This window comes from Sphingomonas sp. 1F27F7B (genome assembly GCF_005503355.1).
Taxonomy (GTDB): Bacteria; Pseudomonadota; Alphaproteobacteria; order Sphingomonadales; family Sphingomonadaceae; genus Sphingomonas.
In genome coordinates, this window is sequence record NZ_SCMK01000015.1 from 26,224 (window position 1) to 43,165 (window position 16,942).

The window sequence follows — 16,942 nt, forward strand, 5'->3', positions numbered from 1 at the left end:
CTCTCCCTCCCGCTTGCGGGAGAGGGAGCAGGGAAGTCACCGCCGCGACGATGGGCCGCCGCGATAGCCGCCCTGGCGCTCGAGCATCCAGCCGGGATATTCCGCCGGCAGCTTGCTCACCGCATCGAGCCGGGCGAGTTCCTCAGGGCTGAATTCGATGTCCACCGCGCCGAGATTGTCGGCCAACTGCTCGGGCCGCTTGGCGCCGATGATGACGCTGGAGACTGCGCGTTGATGGAGCAGCCAGGCCAGCGCCAGCTGGGCGACCGAGCGCCCCCTGGCCTCGGCCAGTTCGCGCAGCACGTCGACCACGTCATGGCCGCGCGCCTTGTCCACCGGCGGAAAGTCGAATCCGGCGCGGCGCCCTTCGCCATCGCCTTCGCGCGTATATTTGCCCGAAAGGAAGCCGCCGGCCAGCGGGCTCCAAACCATCAGGCCCAGGCCTTCGGATTCGAGCATCGGAATCACCTCGCGCTCCAGGTCGCGCCCGGCGATCGTGTAATAGGCCTGGAGCGAGGCGATCGCGGCATAGTCCCTGGCCGCGGCGATGCCGACTGCCTTCATCACTTGCCACGCTGCCCAGTTGGAGAGGCCGATGTACCGCACCGTCCCGCGCCGCACCAGGCTGTCGAGCGCATAGAGCGTTTCCTCGATCGGCGTCACGGTATCGAAGCCATGGATCTGGTAGAGGTCGATATGGCCGGTGCCGAGCCGCTCCAGGCTCTTCTCGACCTGGGCCAGGATGTGGCCGCGCGACGCGCCGGCGCCGTTGGGCCCGTCATGCATGCGGCCGAGCACCTTGGTGGCGACCACCACTTCGTCGCGCGCCACGCCCAGGTTGCCGAGCGCCTGGCCGAGGATCCGTTCCGAGCGGCCCTCGGCATAGATGTTCGCGGTGTCGAAGAAATTGATGCCGGCATCGAGCGCGGCCTTGACCAGACCGTCGGCTTCGTCCTGCTGCAGCTGGCCGATCCGGCCCCACAAGCCGCCATCGCCGCCAAAGGTCATGGTGCCAAGGCAGAGTTCCGAGACGATCAGGCCCGAGCGGCCGAGCTGGTTGTAGCGCATGGGATACCCTTGGGAGCGAGGGGGGCAGGCCCCGCAGATGTGGTCCGGAGGGCATCGCCGCAATGCCCCGATGCCAGGAAAATCGGCCTGAGTCGGGCGCTGGCAACGGTGTCAATAAACTCATACAATATGGTGCGGCGCGGCAATTCCCTTGCCGTGCCTGGGTAAGTGTTTGTTCTCGCGTCAAACTAACCTGATGCAAATGTATGAGTTGACAGTATCGCAGACGCGGCATAGCCAAATGTGACCGCTAACATCGCGATCCGCGCGATTGGCTCAATGGCCCGGGAAGAGGCCTTCACAGGAGGGGAATATGCACGCTCGAGTTGCGTCCCGTTTCACCGCGCGTCGCCTGGGAGTGATCGGCGCCGCGTTGCTCGCCGGCACGGCCTGGCCCTCGCTCGCCCAGACCCAGGCCAGCGATACGCCGGCCGCCGCCCAGGACCAGAGCGTCCCGGAAGCGGAGCAGTCGATCGTCGTCACCGGGTATCGCGCGTCGCTGCAGAGCTCGACCAACGCCAAGAAGAATTCGGTGGGCTTCACCGATTCGATCTTCGCCGAGGATATCGGCAAGTTCCCGGACACCAACATCGCCGAGAGCTTCAATCGCATTCCGGGCGTGACCATCGCCCGCGAAGTGACGGGCGAGGGCCTCAACGTCACGATCCGCGGCCTGGGCACCAACTTCACGCGCGTGCTGCTGAACGGCGCGCCGGTGGCGGTCGCCTCGACCGGGCGCACCGATTCGCAGAACACCAACCGCGAAGTCGATCTCGACATGTTCCCGACCGAACTGTTCACGTCGCTGACGGTGAACAAGAGCGGCATCGCCGACCAGTTGGAGGGCGGCGCCGCCGGCACGGTCAACATGCGCAGCGCCCGGCCGTTCGACCGCGCGGGCACGCGCGTCACCTATGGCGCGCAGCTGACCAAGAACACCAATGCCAAGGACTGGGGCTATCGCGGCTCGCTGCTCGCCAGCACCACGATGGGCGATTTCGGCGTGCTGCTCGGCGTCGCCGGCGTGCACAACAAGGTCCGCACCACCGGCTTCGAGACAATCGGCTGGACCAATCCGAACCTGTCCGCCGCCCAGTGCGGCGCGACCAGCGGCTGCAATCCCACGGGCGGCGGCAACTGGACGATCCCGGGAACGGTGCCTGCCAATTCGGGCGCGGGCCTGGTCACCGGCACCACGATCGACCAGGCTTTCCTGCTTGCGCGCAATCCGGGCGCGACGATCTCGCAGATCGACAACGGGATCATCCCGCGCCTGGGCCGCAGGATGTTCGAGGAAGGCACCAAGGACCGGATCAACGCGATCGCCAGCCTGGAATATAAGGGCGACCGGTTCCACGCCTATGTCGACGGCATGTATGGCTGGAAGGACAACCAGCTCCAGCGCGTCGACATGAACTGGGTCGGCCGCAACGGCGCCGCGATCCCGCTCAACACGACGTACGACCGCAGCGATTGCACCACCGGCTGCGTGGTCACCAAGGGCACCTATGCCAATGCCCAGTGGTTCCTCGAATATCGCCCCTTCCTCGAGAAGACCAAATTCTGGGGCGTCAATCCCGGTTTCGACTGGGAGATCGCCGACAAGCTGAAGGTCGATGTCGCTGCCAACTACACCTGGTCGAGCTTCCATCGCGAATCGCCGAGCGTGGTGGTGCTCACCGCGCCCAATTCGGGCGTGGTGGTGAATTACGACAACACCGGTGGCGACGTGCCGTCGATCACGACGAACATCGACCTGAACAATCCCGCCAACTTCGCCTGGCCGGGCGGGCGGGTGAACATCCAGGACGAGAAGCGCCAGACCGAGACCAAGGGCATTCGCGGCAATCTGACCTGGGGCGACAACGCCTTCAACCTCAAGGTCGGCGCCGCCTATGACGACACGTCGCGGCGCATCAGCGCCTTCGACAACAGCCAGGCCTGGCAGAACGCGGTGTGCGGCAACCGCCCGAGCGTGTTCCTGCCTTCGCCCAACACCCAGCCGCCGTGCAACGGCCTGGTCCAGCCGGGCGCGGCGCCGGCCGGCTATCCGACCTATCCCGCCTATGGCACCGGCTACACCTCCGGCGCGAGCGGCGGGGTGACCTATGGCGGCTCGCTGATCTCGAACGCGCAGCTCCCCGGGCTGCTGCGCCCGACCTCGTCCGGCTTCGTCACGGTGGACTGGAACGCGTTCAAGGCGGCGTCCAACTATGATGCGTTCCACAACGCCGCGCCCGAGGCAGGCTCGTCGAACACCGGCGCCAGCGGCGGCTATGTCCGCGAGAAGGTGCTCGGCGCCTATGCCGAAGTGAATGGCGATCTGCAGATCGGCGACAACAACCACCTCAACTACAATGCCGGCGTTCGCTATGTGCGCACCGACCAGCGGATCGGCGGCCGCGTCTCGATCTCGGATCCGCGCAACTCGCAGGATCCGGACGGCCCCGGCCCGCTGCCCGCGGCTTGCCCCGGCCCCGGCAATCCGCGCGACGGCAGCTGCTATCCGAACATCACCAACTTCGTCTATACCGACGCCAAATATGACAATTGGCTCCCCGCGGTGAGCGGTGCCTTCCACATCGGCGATGCCGCCGTGGTTCGCGCCGCGGTGTCGCGGACGATGACTCGGCCCAATCCCAACACGATGCTGCCGGGCCTCAACTTCTCGACGCCCTCGGCCGATGTCGGCTCGGTCGGCAATCCGTCGCTCCAGCCCTATCTCTCGACCAATATCGACCTGGGCTTCGAATATTATACCGGCAAGGAAGGCTATGTCGGCTTCACTGCCTTCCGCAAGGCAGTGACCGGTTTCACCACCACCGGCACGGTGACGGTGCCCTTCACGGCGCTGGCCACTTATGGCGTGACCTATGACACGCTGACGCCGACCCAGCAGATCGCGATCAACTCGCGCGGCGGCCCGAACAGCGCCACCGTGGTGCTGAACCAGCAAGTCAACGCGACCGGCACGCTAAAGGTCAATGGCCTCGAAGTGAACTGGGTGCAGCCGCTCGATTTCCTGCTCGGCAAGATCGGACTGAACGGGTTCGGCTTCAACGCGAACCTGACGCTGATCGACCAGACCGGCTCGGGCGCCGCCCCGGCGGTCGCGGTGGGCGTGTCGCCGGTGACCTACAACATCACCGGCTATTACGAGCAGGGCGGCATCAACATCCGGCTGTCGACCACCTTCCAGCGCGGCTCGGTGTCGTCGGACGCGAACCAGAACGGCATCGCGCTCGCCCGGCTCTATTCGAACGACTATCAGCAGTTCGACATGTCGGCGAGCCTCGACTTCGCCAAGGTGTTCGATCTGAAATGGGGGCCGGAGCTGACGCTCGACGTGATCAACCTCACTCGGGAGAAGCAGCGCAGCTACTTCCAGTTCAGCAATGCCGCCTTCACGCTCTACGATCCGGGCCGGCAGGTCATGGTCGGGCTGCGGGGCCGGTTCTAGGGGCCTCTCGGCAAAGGGGGAGTGGCGGCCGGCCTTTCACCGGCCGTCACTGCCGAACCATTTTCCAGGGGACCGCGGCCGCCTTCGGGCGGCCTCTTTTTTCTCTCGCGGAACCGAGTTAACGGGCGGCATGACTGAGACCAAGCTGATCGCGGGCATCGAGCTGGGCGGCACCAAGTGCGTGGCGCTGCTGGCGACCGGGCCGGACGACGTGCGCGACCGGGTGACCGTGCCCACCACCGATCCGCAGGCGACCCTGGCGGCGCTCGAAGCGGTGCTCGATCGCTGGACCGTCGACGCGATCGGCGTGGCGAGCTTCGGGCCGGTGGGCCTCGATCCGGCGCGCGCCGATTTCGGCACGATCACCGCGACGACCAAGCCCGGATGGAGCGGCACCGATCTGATCGGCCGGCTCAAGGCGCGCTATGGCAAGCCGATCGGCTTCCAGACCGATGTGGAAGGCGCCGCACTGGCGGAGGGACGCTGGGGCGCCGCCCAGGGCATGGCTGCCCATGCCTATATCACCATCGGCACCGGCGTGGGCGTGGGCCTGGTGACCGGCGGCAGGCCGGTGATGGGATGGGCGCATGGCGAGGCGGGGCACATGCGCCTGCCGCGCGCGCCGGGCGACAGCTATCCGGGCTGGTGCCGCTTCCATGGCGATTGCCTGGAGGGCCTGATCGCCGGCCCGGCGCTCGCCGAACGCTTCGGCATGCCGGGCGACCGGCTGCCCGACGATGCGCCCGCATGGGATCTGTTCGTCCACGACCTGGCCGGCATGCTCCACAATCTGGTCGTCACTGCCGCGCCCGAGCGGATCGCGATCGGGGGCGGCGTGACGGCTGCGCGGCCCTATCTGTTCCCCAGGCTGCGCGCGCGGCTGGTCGAGAGCCTGGGCGGCTATGGCGCGCTTGCCGAATGGGCGGAGGCGATCGACGACCGGCTCGGCCCGCCCGGGCTGGGGACGATGGCGGGGCCGCTCGGCGCGATCGCGGTGGGGCTGGGGGCGACGGCATAGCCGCGCCCGCGGGGCCAAGCGGCGTGATCGCGCCTCAGATCACTTCCATGTCCGAATTATAATGGTGCCAGGCCAGCACCGCCGCGGCGCCGCGGTGCGGGCGCCAGGCCTCGGCGATCGCGCGGGTCAGCTTCTCGCTCGGCCGCTCGGCATGGCCCATGATCCGGCCGACTTCGATCTGCACCGCCAGGTCGCCTGCGGGCCAGATATCGGGGCGCCCCTCGGCGAAGAGCAGATAGATCTCGGCGGACCAGCGGCCGATGCCCTTGATCCGGACGAGCTCGGCGATCGCTTCCTCGTCATCCTCGGCCAGATGCGCGAAATCGAGCCGCCCGCTGATCACTTCCTCGGCCAGGCTGCGCGCATAGGCCACTTTCTGGCGCGAGAGGCCGGCGGCGCGCAGGTCTTCGTCGCTGGCGCGGAAGATGGTGGCGGGATCGGTCAGCGCGCCCAATTGCGCGGCCATCCTGTTCCAGATCGATTGGGCGGCGGCGACGCTCACCTGCTGGCCGACGATCGTGCGCAGCAGCGTCTCATGGCCGCGGTCGCGGATGCGGGGCGGGGGGTAGCCCACGCGCCCGATCGCCGCGGCGATCAGCGGCTCGCGGTCCGCCAGCGCATCGAGCGACGCCTTGAGCTGATCGGCGGTCAGGCCCATGCGCGCCCGCCTTGCGAAGCGCCGTTTTCGGCGGCATGGACGGAGCCGGAACAGGAGAATCTCATGCCCAAGCTTATCGTCGTGACCAGGAGTGGTGAAGAGCGCGAGGTCATGGGCGAAGCGGGCCTGAGCGTGATGGAAGTGATCCGCGAGAACGGCTTTGACGAGTTGCTCGCGCTGTGCGGCGGTTGCTGCTCCTGCGCGACCTGCCATGTCCATGTCGATCCGGAATTTGCGGCCAAACTGCCGAAGATGAGCATGGATGAGGATGACCTGCTCGACAGCGCGGGCGACCGCGACGAGACTTCGCGGCTGTCGTGCCAGATTCCGTTCGGGCCGGATCTCGACGGGCTCCGCGTGCGGATCGCCGAAGAGGATTGAGCATTTCCCCTCCCTCTCTCCGGAGAGAGGGAGCTTAGTTCATCGCCCGCACCCGGATCGACGCCATCGGGGCGTCGCCGGTCCTGGGGTCGGTCTTCCAGGTGATTGTCTTGTCCTTGCCGATGGTCACCGCGCCTTCCTCGTTGTTCTGGCTGACCAGTTCGGCATCGGTGGTGAGCGTGAAGAGGCCCTGGAGGCGCGAAAAGGCCTCGCCCATGCCGCCCGGCGTCGTCGTCAGCGCGCTCATGTCGCTCATGCCGCTGCCACTGCTCATCCGGACATAGCCCGGCGCCTTGACGCGGATCAGGTCCTTGCCGCGCAACTCCACTGCGATCCACGGCATGATCATCTGATTGTCGGGATTGTAGGGAAACACGAAGCTGTGATCGAGCGTGCCGGAGATCCGGTAATCGATCCAGAACATGCCGTTGCCGCGATATTCGACGCTGCGATAGCCGGTTTCCCTGGCAATCTCGGTCGCGAGCTTGCGGAAATTCTCGTCCTGCCTCGCCTTTTCCTCGGGCGTGAGCGTGAAGTCCGGTTCCTTCTCCGGCGTCTTGCCCTTCTTGCCCGATTTCTCCTTGGCGGCCTCCGCCATGCCCATCTGCATCGCCTTGCCCATGAAGCCCTGCAGATCGACAGCCATCACTTCGCCGACATAGGCGAAGGTGAAGCTGCGATCGGCATGGATGGTGAGCGCGGATTCGAACTTGCCCGGCACGAACAGGCAGCTGGCGAGCATCAGCGGCGCCGCCAGCGCGAATGCCACGGCCTTCAGTCGATGCAGCATGAGGCCCCCTCTGCGTTCAGTCGCGGGTGGTCACCGCATAGAGGGCGATCGCCGCGGCATTGGAAACATTGAGGCTCTCGACCTTATCCGAGATGGGCAGCTTCGCAAGCTCGTCGCAATGCGCCTCGGTGTTCTGGCGCATGCCTTCGCCCTCGGCGCCGAGCACCAGGGCGATCTTGCGCTGACCGCCCATCACCTGGGCAAGCGTGCCCTGGGCATGGCCGGTCAGGCCGATGCGCCAGAAGCCCGCCTCGGCGATCTCCTCGAGCGCGCGGGCGAGATTCACCACGCGGCACCAGGGCACGACTTCCAGCGTGCCGGCTGCCGAGCGGGCGAGCGTGCCCGTCTCGGACGGGGCATGCCGGTCCTGAGTGACGATGCCGAGCGCGTCGAACGCCGCTGCCGAGCGCAGGATCGCGCCGACATTGTGCGGATCGGTCACCTGGTCGAGCACGAGCAGCGGGCGATTGTCGTCCGCGCCCTGGGCGAGCAGGTCGGCCAGCCACATCTCCTCGAGCGGATCGACTTCGGCGACCAGGCCTTGATGCGGCGCGTCGCCGGGCACCAGCCGGCCGAGGTCGGCAGCGTTGGCGAAGGTGACCGGGATCGTCGACGGAATGTCGAGCCCGGCGAGCGCCTCGTGCGTGCCCCAGATCTTGCGCACGTTGCGCTCGGGATTGTCGAGCGCCGCCAGCACCGCGTGCCGCCCATAGAAACGGGGGCGGTTCGACGATGCCTGGCTGGGCCGGTGTCCGCGCTTGGCCATCAATGCGCTCCCGGCGCCGCGTAGAATTCGTCCGACGGCTTTGGTTCGGTCGCCATCGGCACGCGCGGCAGCGGCTCAGGCGCGTTGGCCGCGTTGACGAGGAAGGCTGCGAGGATGATCGCGCCCTGGCGCATGTCCTCGGACTTCAGATGGTCGAAGGTGTCGACATCGGTGTGGTGGACGTTCGAGCCATAGTCGAGCGGATCCTGGATGAACTGGAAGGCCGGGATGCCGACTGCGTCGAAGAACACGTGATCGGTGCTGCCGGTGCGCCCGGTCGCCACCTTGGTCGCGCCGAACGAGTTGAACGGGGCCAGCCATTCGCGGAAGATCGGCACCACCGCGGTGTTGCCCTGGGTATAGATGCCGCGAATCCTGCCCGAGCCGTTGTCGAGGTTGAAATAGGCGGCGAGCTTGGCGTGGTCGGCACCGGGCTTGATCGGGAAGGCCTTGCTCCAGCCCATGTAGCGGCCGACGCCGGACAGCGACGGATCGACCGGCCGGCTGGCGATGTGGTTCTCGACATAGGCCATCGAGCCGAGCAGGCCCTGCTCCTCGCCCGACCATAGCGCGAAGCGGATCGCGCGCCGGGTCTTGATGCCCGATGCCTTGATGATGCGCGCGGCCTCCATCACCATCGAGACGCCTGCGGCGTTGTCCGCCGCGCCGTCGCCCATCGCCCAGCTGTCCATATGGGCGCCGGCCATCACATAGCCGGCCTTGGCATCGGTGCCGGGGATGTCGGCGACGATGTTGTAGGCCTTGGTGTCGCTGTCGTCATAGATGACGTCGCTGTTGAGCTCGACGCTGGGGGCGATGCCCATCTTGGCGAGCCGGGCGAGACGGCGATAATCCTCCGCGGCGATCTCGAAGCCCGGCAGCGGGGGTGTGGCGCCGACCTGGAACTGGCTGTTCTGGCCGTGCACCAGCTTGCCGTTGCGAGTCGACATGGTTGCATAGCCGATCGCGCCCTCCGTCTTCAGGAATGCGTCGCGCTTGGCGGCGAAGGCCAGGCGGCTGGCGCTGTTCGGCCGGCGGTTGGCGGTGGCGGGGCCGTTGGGCAGCTGGAAGGTGTCGGCCCTGTCGAGATCGGCGTCGCCATAGCGCCTGAAATCGGGATCGGTGGCGTCGGTGATGTCCGCGGGCTCGCTGATCAGTGCGATCTTGCCCTGGAGCTTGCCCTTGTACTGGGCGAGTGCCGCTTCGTCGGCCATCGGCGCGAGCACGACCTGGCCGGTGATCGGGCCGCCCGTGCCGGGTGTCCAGGCGAGTGGCGCGGCGACCAGCGTGAGCGGGCGCGGGGCGATCATCTTCACGCTGGCGTTCTTCGCCGACCAGCCGCGGCCGAACTCGAAACCTTCCTTGTGGACGTTGGTGAGGCCCCATTCGCGGAACTTGGCCTGAGTCCAGTCCTCCGCCTGGCGCATGGGAGGGGAGTTGGTGAGGCGCGCGCCGATCACGTCGGTGAGATACTGGGCGATGCGCATCACCTCGCTGTGGTTCGTGCCCTGGTCGACGATCCGGTCGACCGGCACGCCGGGGCCGTCAGGCCCCTTGGCAATGGCGAGCGGCGCCGTGGCGGCAGCGGCGAGCAGCGTGGCGATGGCGAAGGAAAATCGGCGCATGGGGGCCCCCGGGGAGTATCTGCATGGAAACGGCGGACGCTATGCCGCACAAAGACTGTGCGCAAGGCGTTGACAGGGACGCGGGGCTTCGGCAATGGGCCCCCTCTCGCCGAACGGCGCCATGGACAGGTGGCCGAGTGGTTAAAGGCAGCAGACTGTAAATCTGCCCGTGCAAGCGTACGCTGGTTCGAATCCAGCCCTGTCCACCACCTTCCCCCGGAGAGGCTCTGCCCCGGGGGCCTTCGACAGGACGGGGAGACGGCGCGGAGGTTCAGCCTTCCCCGGCAATCAGGCTTGCAGGTCCTCGGTCTCGGCCAGCCGTTCTTCATCGGTGCCGGCTTCGTCCTGCGCGGGCAGGAACGCCTCCGCATCCTCTTCGGCGATGCCGTGGACATGTGTCTCGTGGACGTGCCGTATCATCGTCGCCAGCTGGCGGAACGAACCCATTCTGCGACCCCTCGCTTGGCTCTAATTGCAAGGATCATAACTTAACTTTGGGTTCGAGGTTGCGGGAAATAAATCCTTAACGCGGCGCGAATCACCTTTCCTGGTCGAGCACCGCGGCAACGAGCTGGCGGAAGGCATCGGCGCGGTGGCTCATCGCATGCTTCGCCGATGGCTCCATCTCGCCGAAGCTCTGCGCATGGCCGACGGGCACGAACATCGGATCATAGCCGAAGCCGCGATCGCCGCGCGGCGGCCAGACGAGCGTGCCGTCGACTCGGCCTTCGAACCATTCGACATGCCCGTCGGGCCAGGCAAGGGCGAGGGCGCAGACGAAATGCGCGTCGCGGCCGGTCTCGGGCGGCAGCGCCGCGAGCCGGTCCTCGACGCGCCGCATGGCGAAGCCGAAATCCTTGCTCTCCCCCGCCCAGCGCGCGGAGAAGATGCCGGGTTCGTTGTTCAGCGCTTCGACGCAGAGCCCCGAATCGTCGGCGAGCGCGGGCAGGCCGGAAAGGTCCGCCGCCTGCAGCGCCTTCAGCTCGGCATTGGCGACGAAGGTGGTGCCCGTCTCCTCAGGCTCGGGCAGGTCCAGCTCGGCCGCCGAGACCGGCTCGATCCCATAGGGACCGAGCAGCTCGCGGATCTCGCGCACCTTGCCGGCATTGTGGCTGGCGATCACCAGCCTGCCCGGCTTCAGCTTGCGGATTGCCTGGGGGCCGACGTCCTTGGAGATCTCGCCTTCGCCGGTCATCCGATTGCCTTCTGCTGTGCTTCGAAGATCTGGTTGCAGCCGATCCGCGCGAGGCGGAGCAGGCGGAGCAGCCCCTCCTCGTCATAGGTCGCGCCTTCGGCAGTCGCCTGTGCTTCGGCGATGTTGCCGTTGGAAAGCAGGACGAAATTCGCGTCGGCATCGGCCGCGCTGTCCTCGTCATAGTCGAGGTCGAGCACGGGAATACCCTTGTAGATGCCGCAGGAGACGGCGGCGACCTGGGCGGTGATCGGGTCTTCCTTGATCAGCCCCGCCGCCATCAGCTTGTTCACGGCGATGCGCAGCGCGACGAACGCGCCCGAGATCGCCGCGGTGCGGGTGCCGCCATCCGCCTGGATCACGTCGCAATCGAGCGTGATCTGGCGCTCGCCGAGCAGCTTCAGGTCGGTGACGGCGCGCAGGCTGCGGCCGATCAGGCGCTGGATTTCCTGGGTGCGGCCGGATTGCTTGCCCTTGGCCGCCTCGCGCTGGCCGCGAGTGTGCGTGGCGCGGGGGAGCATGCCGTACTCGGCGGTGACCCAGCCCTCGCCCTTGCCCTTGAGCCAGGGCGGCAGCCGCTCCTCGACGCTGGCGGTGACGAGCACGCGGGTGTCGCCGAAGCTGATCAGCACCGAACCCTCGGCGTGGCGGGTGAAATGGGGCTCGATCGTGATCGCACGCATCTCGTCGGGGGCGCGGCCGGAAGGGCGCATCTGCTTCAGTCTCCTGCAAGGTTTGTCCCGGCACGTAGACGTAACGGTCGGAACGCGCCAGTCTCGGCGGGCGATCCGTGGAGGAACAGGGAAATGCGCAGGCTCTTGATCATCGGGCTCGGCACGCTGGCGCTGGCGGGCTGCGTCAAGCCGAGCGGCGGACCGGGCAGGCCGGTGCCGATCGAAAGCGATTCGATCCGTTACGAGACCGGCGCCTGTTTCGGCCGCTGCCCGATCTACGCCGTCACCGTCCGCCCCGACGGCAGCGGCGTGTTCGAGGGCAAGCGCTTCACCGCAGTGACTGGCGAGCGGGCGTTCAAGCTCAGCCGCGCGCAATATGACGCCTTCGCCGCAAAGCTGGCGCCCTATCGGCCGGAGAGCGGGCAGGTCCGCTATGCGCCGGGCGAGAAGAATTGCGAGCCGGCGGCGACCGACATGCCCAGCGTCGATGTCACCTGGACGCGCGCGATCGGCGACAGCCAGGGGCTCCATTACTATTATGGCTGCCGGGCGGAGAAGAACCGCGCGCTCGGCCAGGCGCTTGGCGACGCTGTGGAGGCGCTGCCGATCCAGGCCCTGATCGGCGAGCGGCCTTGAGAGCCATCCTTCGTCGCCCCGGCGCAGGGCCGGGGTGACGGCAGAGGTTGGCGCGCCGGTTGTCCGCGCTACATAGGCTCCATGACCACCCCGCCGATTCACGAGCTGACCGACCGTGCGCGCGACGTGTTCCGCATGGTGGTCGAATCGTATATCGATACCGGCGCGCCGGTGGGGTCGCGGACGATCGCGCAGATCTCGGGGCTCAACCTCTCGCCCGCGTCGATCCGCAACGTGATGCAGGATCTGGAGGAGCTGGGCCTGCTGGCCGCGCCGCACACCAGCGCCGGCCGGATGCCGACCGAGACGGGCCTGCGCCTGTTCGTCGATGGCATGATGCAGGCGAACGAGCCCTCGTTCGAGGAGCGTGCGGCGATCGAGCGCAACGCCGCCGAGCGCGGGCCGGTGGAAGAGGCGCTGGCCGCCACCACCGCGGCGCTTTCCGGCCTGTCGGCCTGTGCGGGGCTGGTGCTGGTGCCCAAGGCCGAGCCCGTGCTCCGCCAGTTCGGCTTCGTGCCGCTGAGTCGCGATCGGGCGCTGGCGGTCCTGGTGGGCGAGGACGGCTCGGTCGAGAACCGCGTCGTCGAGCTGCCCGGCATGGACCCCGCGGCGCTGCAGCGCGCGGCGAATTATCTTACCGGCACCTTTGGCGGCCTCACCCTCAGCCAGGCGCGCGCCAGGGTGGAGCGCGAGCTCGGCCAGCAGCGCGCGGCGCTCGACAGCGCGGCGGCGGCGCTGGTCGCACGCGGGCTGGCGGTGTGGAGCGAGGATGGCGGGCGCCGCCCGGTGCTGATCGTGCGGGGACAGGCGCGGCTGATCGACACCGCGGCGACGGAGGATCTCGACAAGGTCAGCCGGCTGCTCGATGAGCTCGAAGGGCAGGAGGAGATCGCCCGGCTGCTCGATTCGGCGCGCGAGGGCGAAGCGACGCGCATCTTCATCGGATCGGAGAACAAGCTGTTCGCCTTGTCCGGCTCGTCGGTGATCGCCAAGCCGGTGCGGGCGCTGGACGGACGGGTGGTCGGCGTGGTGGGGGTGATCGGCCCGACGCGGTTGAACTATGCGCGAGTCGTCCCCATGGTGGATTTCACGGCGGCCACTTTGGCCCGATTGCTGACCTGAACAGGGAAATATGACGGAAGAATCGAAGGTGACGGACACGGAAGACACGACGCTGCGTGCGGAAACCGCCGAGGGCGCGCCCGAAGTGGCGGAGCAGGACCGCGTCGCGGAACTCGAGGCGCAGCTCGCCGAGGCGAAGTCGGCAGTGATGTATGCTCAGGCCGAGACGCAGAATGTCCGCCGCCGCGCCGAGAAGGAAGCGCAGGACGCCAAGACCTATGCCGCGACTGGTTTCGCGCGCGACGTGCTCTCGGTGGCCGACAATCTCTCGCGCGCACTGGCCGCGATCCCGGCCGAGCTGAAGGATGACGACAAGCTCAAGGGCCTGGTGACCGGGCTCGAGGCGACTGGCCGCGAGCTCGATTCGGTCTTTGCGCGCCACGGCATCTCGAAGATCGTCGCACTGGGCGAGGTGCTCGACCCCAATCGCCACCAGGCGATGATGGAAATGCCGAGCGCCGATGCCGAGCCGGGCACGATCGTTCAGGAGATCCAGGCGGGCTACATGATCCGCGACCGGCTGCTCCGTCCCGCGCTGGTGGGGGTTGCGAAGAAGGCGGACTGAGCGGGAATCATCCGTAACGGTAGCGATTGTGGGGGTACGTCCTTTACCCTGCGCCGGTGCGAAGATATTTTCCGCCCATGTCCAACGAAGATGCGCGCGCCCGCGCCCGGCGCCTGGCCGCCGAGGCCATCGAGATCTGTGACAAAGCGGGGTTCGACATCGCCGCGACCTATCTTCAGCACGGGCATGATCTGATCGCGCAGCCACCGCAGCGTGTCCGTCAGGGCCGTTGGGTCTGGCGTTCAGATGAGCCCGAGATTCCGCATGCTGACGACCCCGCTGCCGCCAACGACTAGATGATCGTGCACGAGGACGCCGAGCGTCCTGCCCGCCTCGATCAACTGTCGGGTAATGTCGATATCGGCCTTGCTGGGCGTCGCATCGCCTGAAGGGTGGTTGTGCACGACGATGATCGCGCCCGCGCCCACCTGCAGGGCGCGGCGGAGGATGTCCCGCACATAGAGCGGCGCTTCATCGAGGCAGCCTTCGCTGACGATCTCGTCGCGCAGCAGGCGGTTGGCCGAACTGAGGAAGAGGATGCGAACCTGCTCGGTGCGCTTGTGCGCCAGGTCCGCGTGCAGATAGGCGATGAGATCGGCATAGTTGCCAACGATCTCGCGGTCCCGGATGGGTTCGCGCAGCAGGGACAGATGGACTTCCCGCACGGCGGCGAGCAGCGCCGCGGCACGCGCGTCGCCGTCCAGCTCCTCGCCCAGCAGCGTCTCGTCCGCGTTCAGCACCGCGGCGAGCGAACCGTGCGACGCGATCAGGGCTCGCGCGAGATCGCCCGATCGTTCGCCGAGGAGCGGGGCGATGAGGCATTCCACGAGGCGTCCTGCCCGTGCTTCTTCAGGCGTCGGCGATGATTGTAGGTCGCCACGATCAGGATGCCGACGACCAGATAGCTCCACAGGCTGCTGGTCAGCCAATAGAGGAACGGATAGATTTGCGGATCGAGGGTCTTGAGAAAATGTCCCGCGACCTGAACGATCAGCAACGCGGCCATGGGAATCGGCCATAAACGGTTAGCCCGGACGACGAGGATCAGAATCACGGCCAGCATCGTCGCGTCGACGATCAGCAGGCCGGTTTCCAGATTGAGCCAGCGCGCATGCGCGCCGGACACGGCGAAAACCGACGCGAGCGTGCCTCCCAGCACAACCGCCGCTCCGATCCTCTCGGGGATGCCGCCACGCCAGAAGGCATAGCCGACGCTCGCGACAAGCAGGATCAGAAAGACTGTGACGTGCCACATGGGATGGACGGCTGCCCGTCCCATGTGGCGGGGTCAAGGCGTTACGCGGCGGCACGCAGGCGCGGAGCCTGTTCGGTGGCGCCGGTGGGAAAGCGCGGGCACGGCCAGAGATCGCCGAAGGATTCCGGCGATGCGCCGAGCCGCTGCGCGAGCGCGCCGAGCTCCTGATGGGCCATGACCACCGCGCGGCGGCTGTCGAACGCGGCGATCATTGCGGTGCGCAGATGGTCGAGCGTGGGCTGGGTGGCGTGGGGCGGGAGCTGGATCGCCTCGGCCTGGGTCGTGGTCGCGCTCACCAGGTCCGCGAGGTTGCGCAATGCGGCGTCCGAAGCCTGCTCGCCGGCAATGGTGGCCTTGGCCACGATGGTGATGGCGTCGATATGCGGGAGATTGGACATGCGTTTTCCTTTCCCGGCGCGGCAGGGCCCGCGCAGGTTGTTGCGACATTGGGTTTGGCGAGGGCTAGCGGAGGAAGAGGCGGCCTATGGCGACGACGCCGTAGAGCAGCATGCTCAATCCGCCGAGCAGCATCGGCACGCCGATGGCGAGCAGCAGCGTGAGGATGAACCGCTGTGCGGTAGTGAGATCATTTGGCCGTACCCCCTTCAACAGCTGGCGCAGGCTGACATGTCCGACCCCCGGCTCCATGTCGAACGCGCTCCGCGTCGCCTGGACCCGCTGGACGGGCATGTCGTTTCTGTCCGCCGCCGAGGGAAATGCCGTGGCCGTGGCCGGATAGACAAGCGCCGCCGGGTCACGTGTGATTCGATCATATCCCGCTTCCAGCCCGGCGAAGATGCGCGCGGCCTCGCGCCGAGAGGAAGCACCGAGCACCTGGCGCGCACGGTCCAGCCGCTGGTCGATCGCCGATTTCGAGATTCCGAGCAGGCGGGCGATCTCCTTGGAAGAGAGGTTCTGCTGGACGAGGCGCAATACCTCGGCCTGCTCGGCGGTGAGTCCGGCCGGCAGCTCGTTCATGCAGCGCCCGCGATGCGCGCGATCGCGCGCCGGCAATCCGGCCCGAAGGCCCGGGGCCCTCCATCCGGCGGCACAAGATCGCCCCACTCCCGAAGCATCGCCTCTATCCGATCCCCTGTTGTCAGACATGTCCGTCATCGCACCCGGACGGGGTTTCCATCAACTGCTTAAGCATTCGGGCGGCGCGGGAAGCGGAAGCACCTGCCGCGTGCCGTGCGGCGCATGACGGCGCGCCGACCGCGGAGAGGGTGCGCTTCTCGCGTGCCGAGCGAAATACGCTATTGCTAATCATTCGCATCAAACGCTAAGGCGATCCGCATGCCCGGATTCTTCCCCCGGGGCATGGGGATGCCTTTGTACCAGTTCCTGGATCGCTACGCCGCCGAAGTGACGCCGATCGACCGGTTGCTGCTCTCCTCGATGCGGCAATGGGTGGCGTGCATGCGTGCCGGGCGCTGCCCCTGCTCGGCGCTGGGGCCGGTGCTGCGGGGGCAGGGGCTGGCCGGAATGCTTCCCGATCTCAACATGGCGATGCTGCTGCTCGAGCGCGAATCACTGTCCCGACTTCGCTTCAAACCGCCCTTTGCCGCGGAAATAGGCGATGACGAGGCCTTGCTCCTTTCGCTGCATGCGCTAGCACGCGCCGGCGCGCAGCCGCGCGTCGACGCGGTCATCGAGCAGATCGTGAAACCCGAAGCGCGCCTTCCCCTTTCCGTGGCGGTTGCGCGGATAGCTGTCGCTTTGGCGCGTTGAA

At 67.3% G+C, this 16,942-nt stretch carries 20 protein-coding genes and 1 tRNA gene; 9 read left to right on the plus strand and 12 right to left on the minus strand.

Going from position 1 to position 16,942, the window contains the following annotated elements:
• Positions 1–36: 36 nt before the first annotated feature.
• Entirely contained in the window at positions 37–1,068 is a 1,032-nt protein-coding gene (locus tag FFS08_RS14655) for an aldo/keto reductase (RefSeq protein ID WP_137862364.1), read from the minus strand.
• 313 nt (positions 1,069–1,381) lie between these two features.
• Here FFS08_RS14655 and FFS08_RS14660 point away from each other — a divergent pair, with 313 nt between their 5' ends.
• Both FFS08_RS14660 and FFS08_RS14665 read left to right on the plus strand, forming a co-directional pair.
• Complete coding sequence (locus FFS08_RS14660) at positions 1,382–4,528, plus strand: TonB-dependent receptor (protein ID WP_137862365.1); 3,147 nt, start codon at positions 1,382–1,384, stop codon at positions 4,526–4,528.
• 130 nt (positions 4,529–4,658) lie between these two features.
• Positions 4,659–5,546, plus strand: coding sequence for an ROK family protein (locus FFS08_RS14665; RefSeq protein WP_137862366.1), 888 nt, complete (start codon positions 4,659–4,661; stop codon positions 5,544–5,546).
• Between the two features lie 34 nt (positions 5,547–5,580).
• On the opposite strand, the gene FFS08_RS14670 is transcribed toward FFS08_RS14665, so the two are convergent.
• Positions 5,581–6,204, minus strand: a complete 624-nt coding sequence (locus FFS08_RS14670) for a DNA-3-methyladenine glycosylase family protein (RefSeq protein ID WP_137862367.1) — start codon at positions 6,202–6,204, stop codon at positions 5,581–5,583.
• A gap of 63 nt (positions 6,205–6,267) precedes the next feature.
• Between FFS08_RS14670 and FFS08_RS14675 the strand changes: the two genes are divergently transcribed.
• Entirely contained in the window at positions 6,268–6,585 is a 318-nt protein-coding gene (locus FFS08_RS14675; protein ID WP_137862368.1) for a 2Fe-2S iron-sulfur cluster-binding protein, read from the plus strand.
• Positions 6,586–6,619: 34 nt separating this feature from the next.
• On the opposite strand, the gene FFS08_RS14680 is transcribed toward FFS08_RS14675, so the two are convergent.
• The 3 genes from FFS08_RS14680 to FFS08_RS14690 are packed head-to-tail and all read right to left on the minus strand — an operon-like array spanning position 6,620 to position 9,766.
• The gene (locus FFS08_RS14680; protein WP_137862369.1) at positions 6,620–7,375 is read right to left on the minus strand and encodes a hypothetical protein; all 756 of its coding nucleotides are present in this window, start codon (positions 7,373–7,375) and stop codon (positions 6,620–6,622) included.
• 16 nt (positions 7,376–7,391) lie between these two features.
• Positions 7,392–8,141, minus strand: a complete 750-nt coding sequence (gene rlmB, locus FFS08_RS14685) for a 23S rRNA (guanosine(2251)-2'-O)-methyltransferase RlmB (RefSeq protein WP_137862370.1) — start codon at positions 8,139–8,141, stop codon at positions 7,392–7,394.
• Positions 8,141–9,766, minus strand: a complete 1,626-nt coding sequence (locus FFS08_RS14690) for a M20/M25/M40 family metallo-hydrolase (protein ID WP_137862371.1) — start codon at positions 9,764–9,766, stop codon at positions 8,141–8,143. The genes rlmB and FFS08_RS14690 overlap by 1 nt, the downstream gene beginning before the upstream one ends.
• A gap of 123 nt (positions 9,767–9,889) precedes the next feature.
• Between FFS08_RS14690 and FFS08_RS14695 the strand changes: the two genes are divergently transcribed.
• Positions 9,890–9,975, plus strand: a tRNA-Tyr gene (locus tag FFS08_RS14695).
• Between the two features lie 79 nt (positions 9,976–10,054).
• On the opposite strand, the gene FFS08_RS23535 is transcribed toward FFS08_RS14695, so the two are convergent.
• The 3 genes from FFS08_RS23535 to rph form a co-directional block, all read right to left on the minus strand.
• A complete protein-coding gene (locus tag FFS08_RS23535; RefSeq protein ID WP_171012618.1) occupies positions 10,055–10,213 on the minus strand; it encodes a hypothetical protein in 159 nt (52 codons plus the stop codon).
• Between the two features lie 91 nt (positions 10,214–10,304).
• A complete protein-coding gene (rdgB, locus tag FFS08_RS14700) occupies positions 10,305–10,961 on the minus strand; it encodes an RdgB/HAM1 family non-canonical purine NTP pyrophosphatase (protein WP_137862372.1) in 657 nt (218 codons plus the stop codon).
• Positions 10,958–11,671 carry a ribonuclease PH gene (gene rph / locus FFS08_RS14705; protein ID WP_137862373.1) on the minus strand — a complete coding sequence of 238 codons (714 nt, stop codon included), beginning with the start codon at positions 11,669–11,671 and terminating at the stop codon, positions 10,958–10,960. The genes rdgB and rph overlap by 4 nt, the downstream gene beginning before the upstream one ends.
• A 93-nt stretch (positions 11,672–11,764) precedes the next feature.
• Here rph and FFS08_RS14710 point away from each other — a divergent pair, with 93 nt between their 5' ends.
• The 4 genes from FFS08_RS14710 to FFS08_RS14725 all read left to right on the plus strand — a co-directional run bounded on the left by FFS08_RS14710 (position 11,765) and on the right by FFS08_RS14725 (position 14,251).
• Positions 11,765–12,268 (plus strand): DUF6438 domain-containing protein, encoded by a 504-nt coding sequence (locus FFS08_RS14710; protein WP_137862374.1) that lies wholly within the window; start codon positions 11,765–11,767, stop codon positions 12,266–12,268.
• Between the two features lie 81 nt (positions 12,269–12,349).
• Complete coding sequence (gene hrcA / locus FFS08_RS14715) at positions 12,350–13,390, plus strand: heat-inducible transcriptional repressor HrcA (protein WP_137862375.1); 1,041 nt, start codon at positions 12,350–12,352, stop codon at positions 13,388–13,390.
• A gap of 10 nt (positions 13,391–13,400) precedes the next feature.
• Positions 13,401–13,955 carry a nucleotide exchange factor GrpE gene (gene grpE, locus FFS08_RS14720; protein WP_137862376.1) on the plus strand — a complete coding sequence of 185 codons (555 nt, stop codon included), beginning with the start codon at positions 13,401–13,403 and terminating at the stop codon, positions 13,953–13,955.
• 77 nt (positions 13,956–14,032) lie between these two features.
• Complete coding sequence (locus tag FFS08_RS14725) at positions 14,033–14,251, plus strand: hypothetical protein (RefSeq protein ID WP_137862377.1); 219 nt, start codon at positions 14,033–14,035, stop codon at positions 14,249–14,251.
• On the opposite strand, the gene FFS08_RS14730 is transcribed toward FFS08_RS14725, so the two are convergent.
• From FFS08_RS14730 to FFS08_RS14740, 4 genes are all read right to left on the minus strand, one after another.
• Positions 14,198–14,782: a JAB domain-containing protein gene (locus FFS08_RS14730; RefSeq protein WP_171012619.1), complete on the minus strand. Its 585-nt coding sequence runs from the start codon at positions 14,780–14,782 to the stop codon at positions 14,198–14,200. The genes FFS08_RS14725 and FFS08_RS14730 overlap by 54 nt on opposite strands.
• A complete protein-coding gene (locus FFS08_RS23540) occupies positions 14,722–15,234 on the minus strand; it encodes a hypothetical protein (protein WP_171012620.1) in 513 nt (170 codons plus the stop codon). Before FFS08_RS23540 ends, FFS08_RS14730 begins: the two co-directional genes overlap by 61 nt.
• 17 nt (positions 15,235–15,251) lie before the next feature.
• Positions 15,252–15,608, minus strand: a complete 357-nt coding sequence (locus FFS08_RS14735) for a hypothetical protein (protein ID WP_137862379.1) — start codon at positions 15,606–15,608, stop codon at positions 15,252–15,254.
• A 64-nt stretch (positions 15,609–15,672) separates the two neighbouring features.
• Complete coding sequence (locus FFS08_RS14740; RefSeq protein ID WP_137862380.1) at positions 15,673–16,188, minus strand: helix-turn-helix domain-containing protein; 516 nt, start codon at positions 16,186–16,188, stop codon at positions 15,673–15,675.
• A gap of 318 nt (positions 16,189–16,506) precedes the next feature.
• Here FFS08_RS14740 and FFS08_RS14745 point away from each other — a divergent pair, with 318 nt between their 5' ends.
• The gene (locus FFS08_RS14745) at positions 16,507–16,941 is read left to right on the plus strand and encodes a hypothetical protein (protein WP_137862381.1); all 435 of its coding nucleotides are present in this window, start codon (positions 16,507–16,509) and stop codon (positions 16,939–16,941) included.
• The last annotated feature ends 1 nt before the right edge of the window (position 16,942 follow it).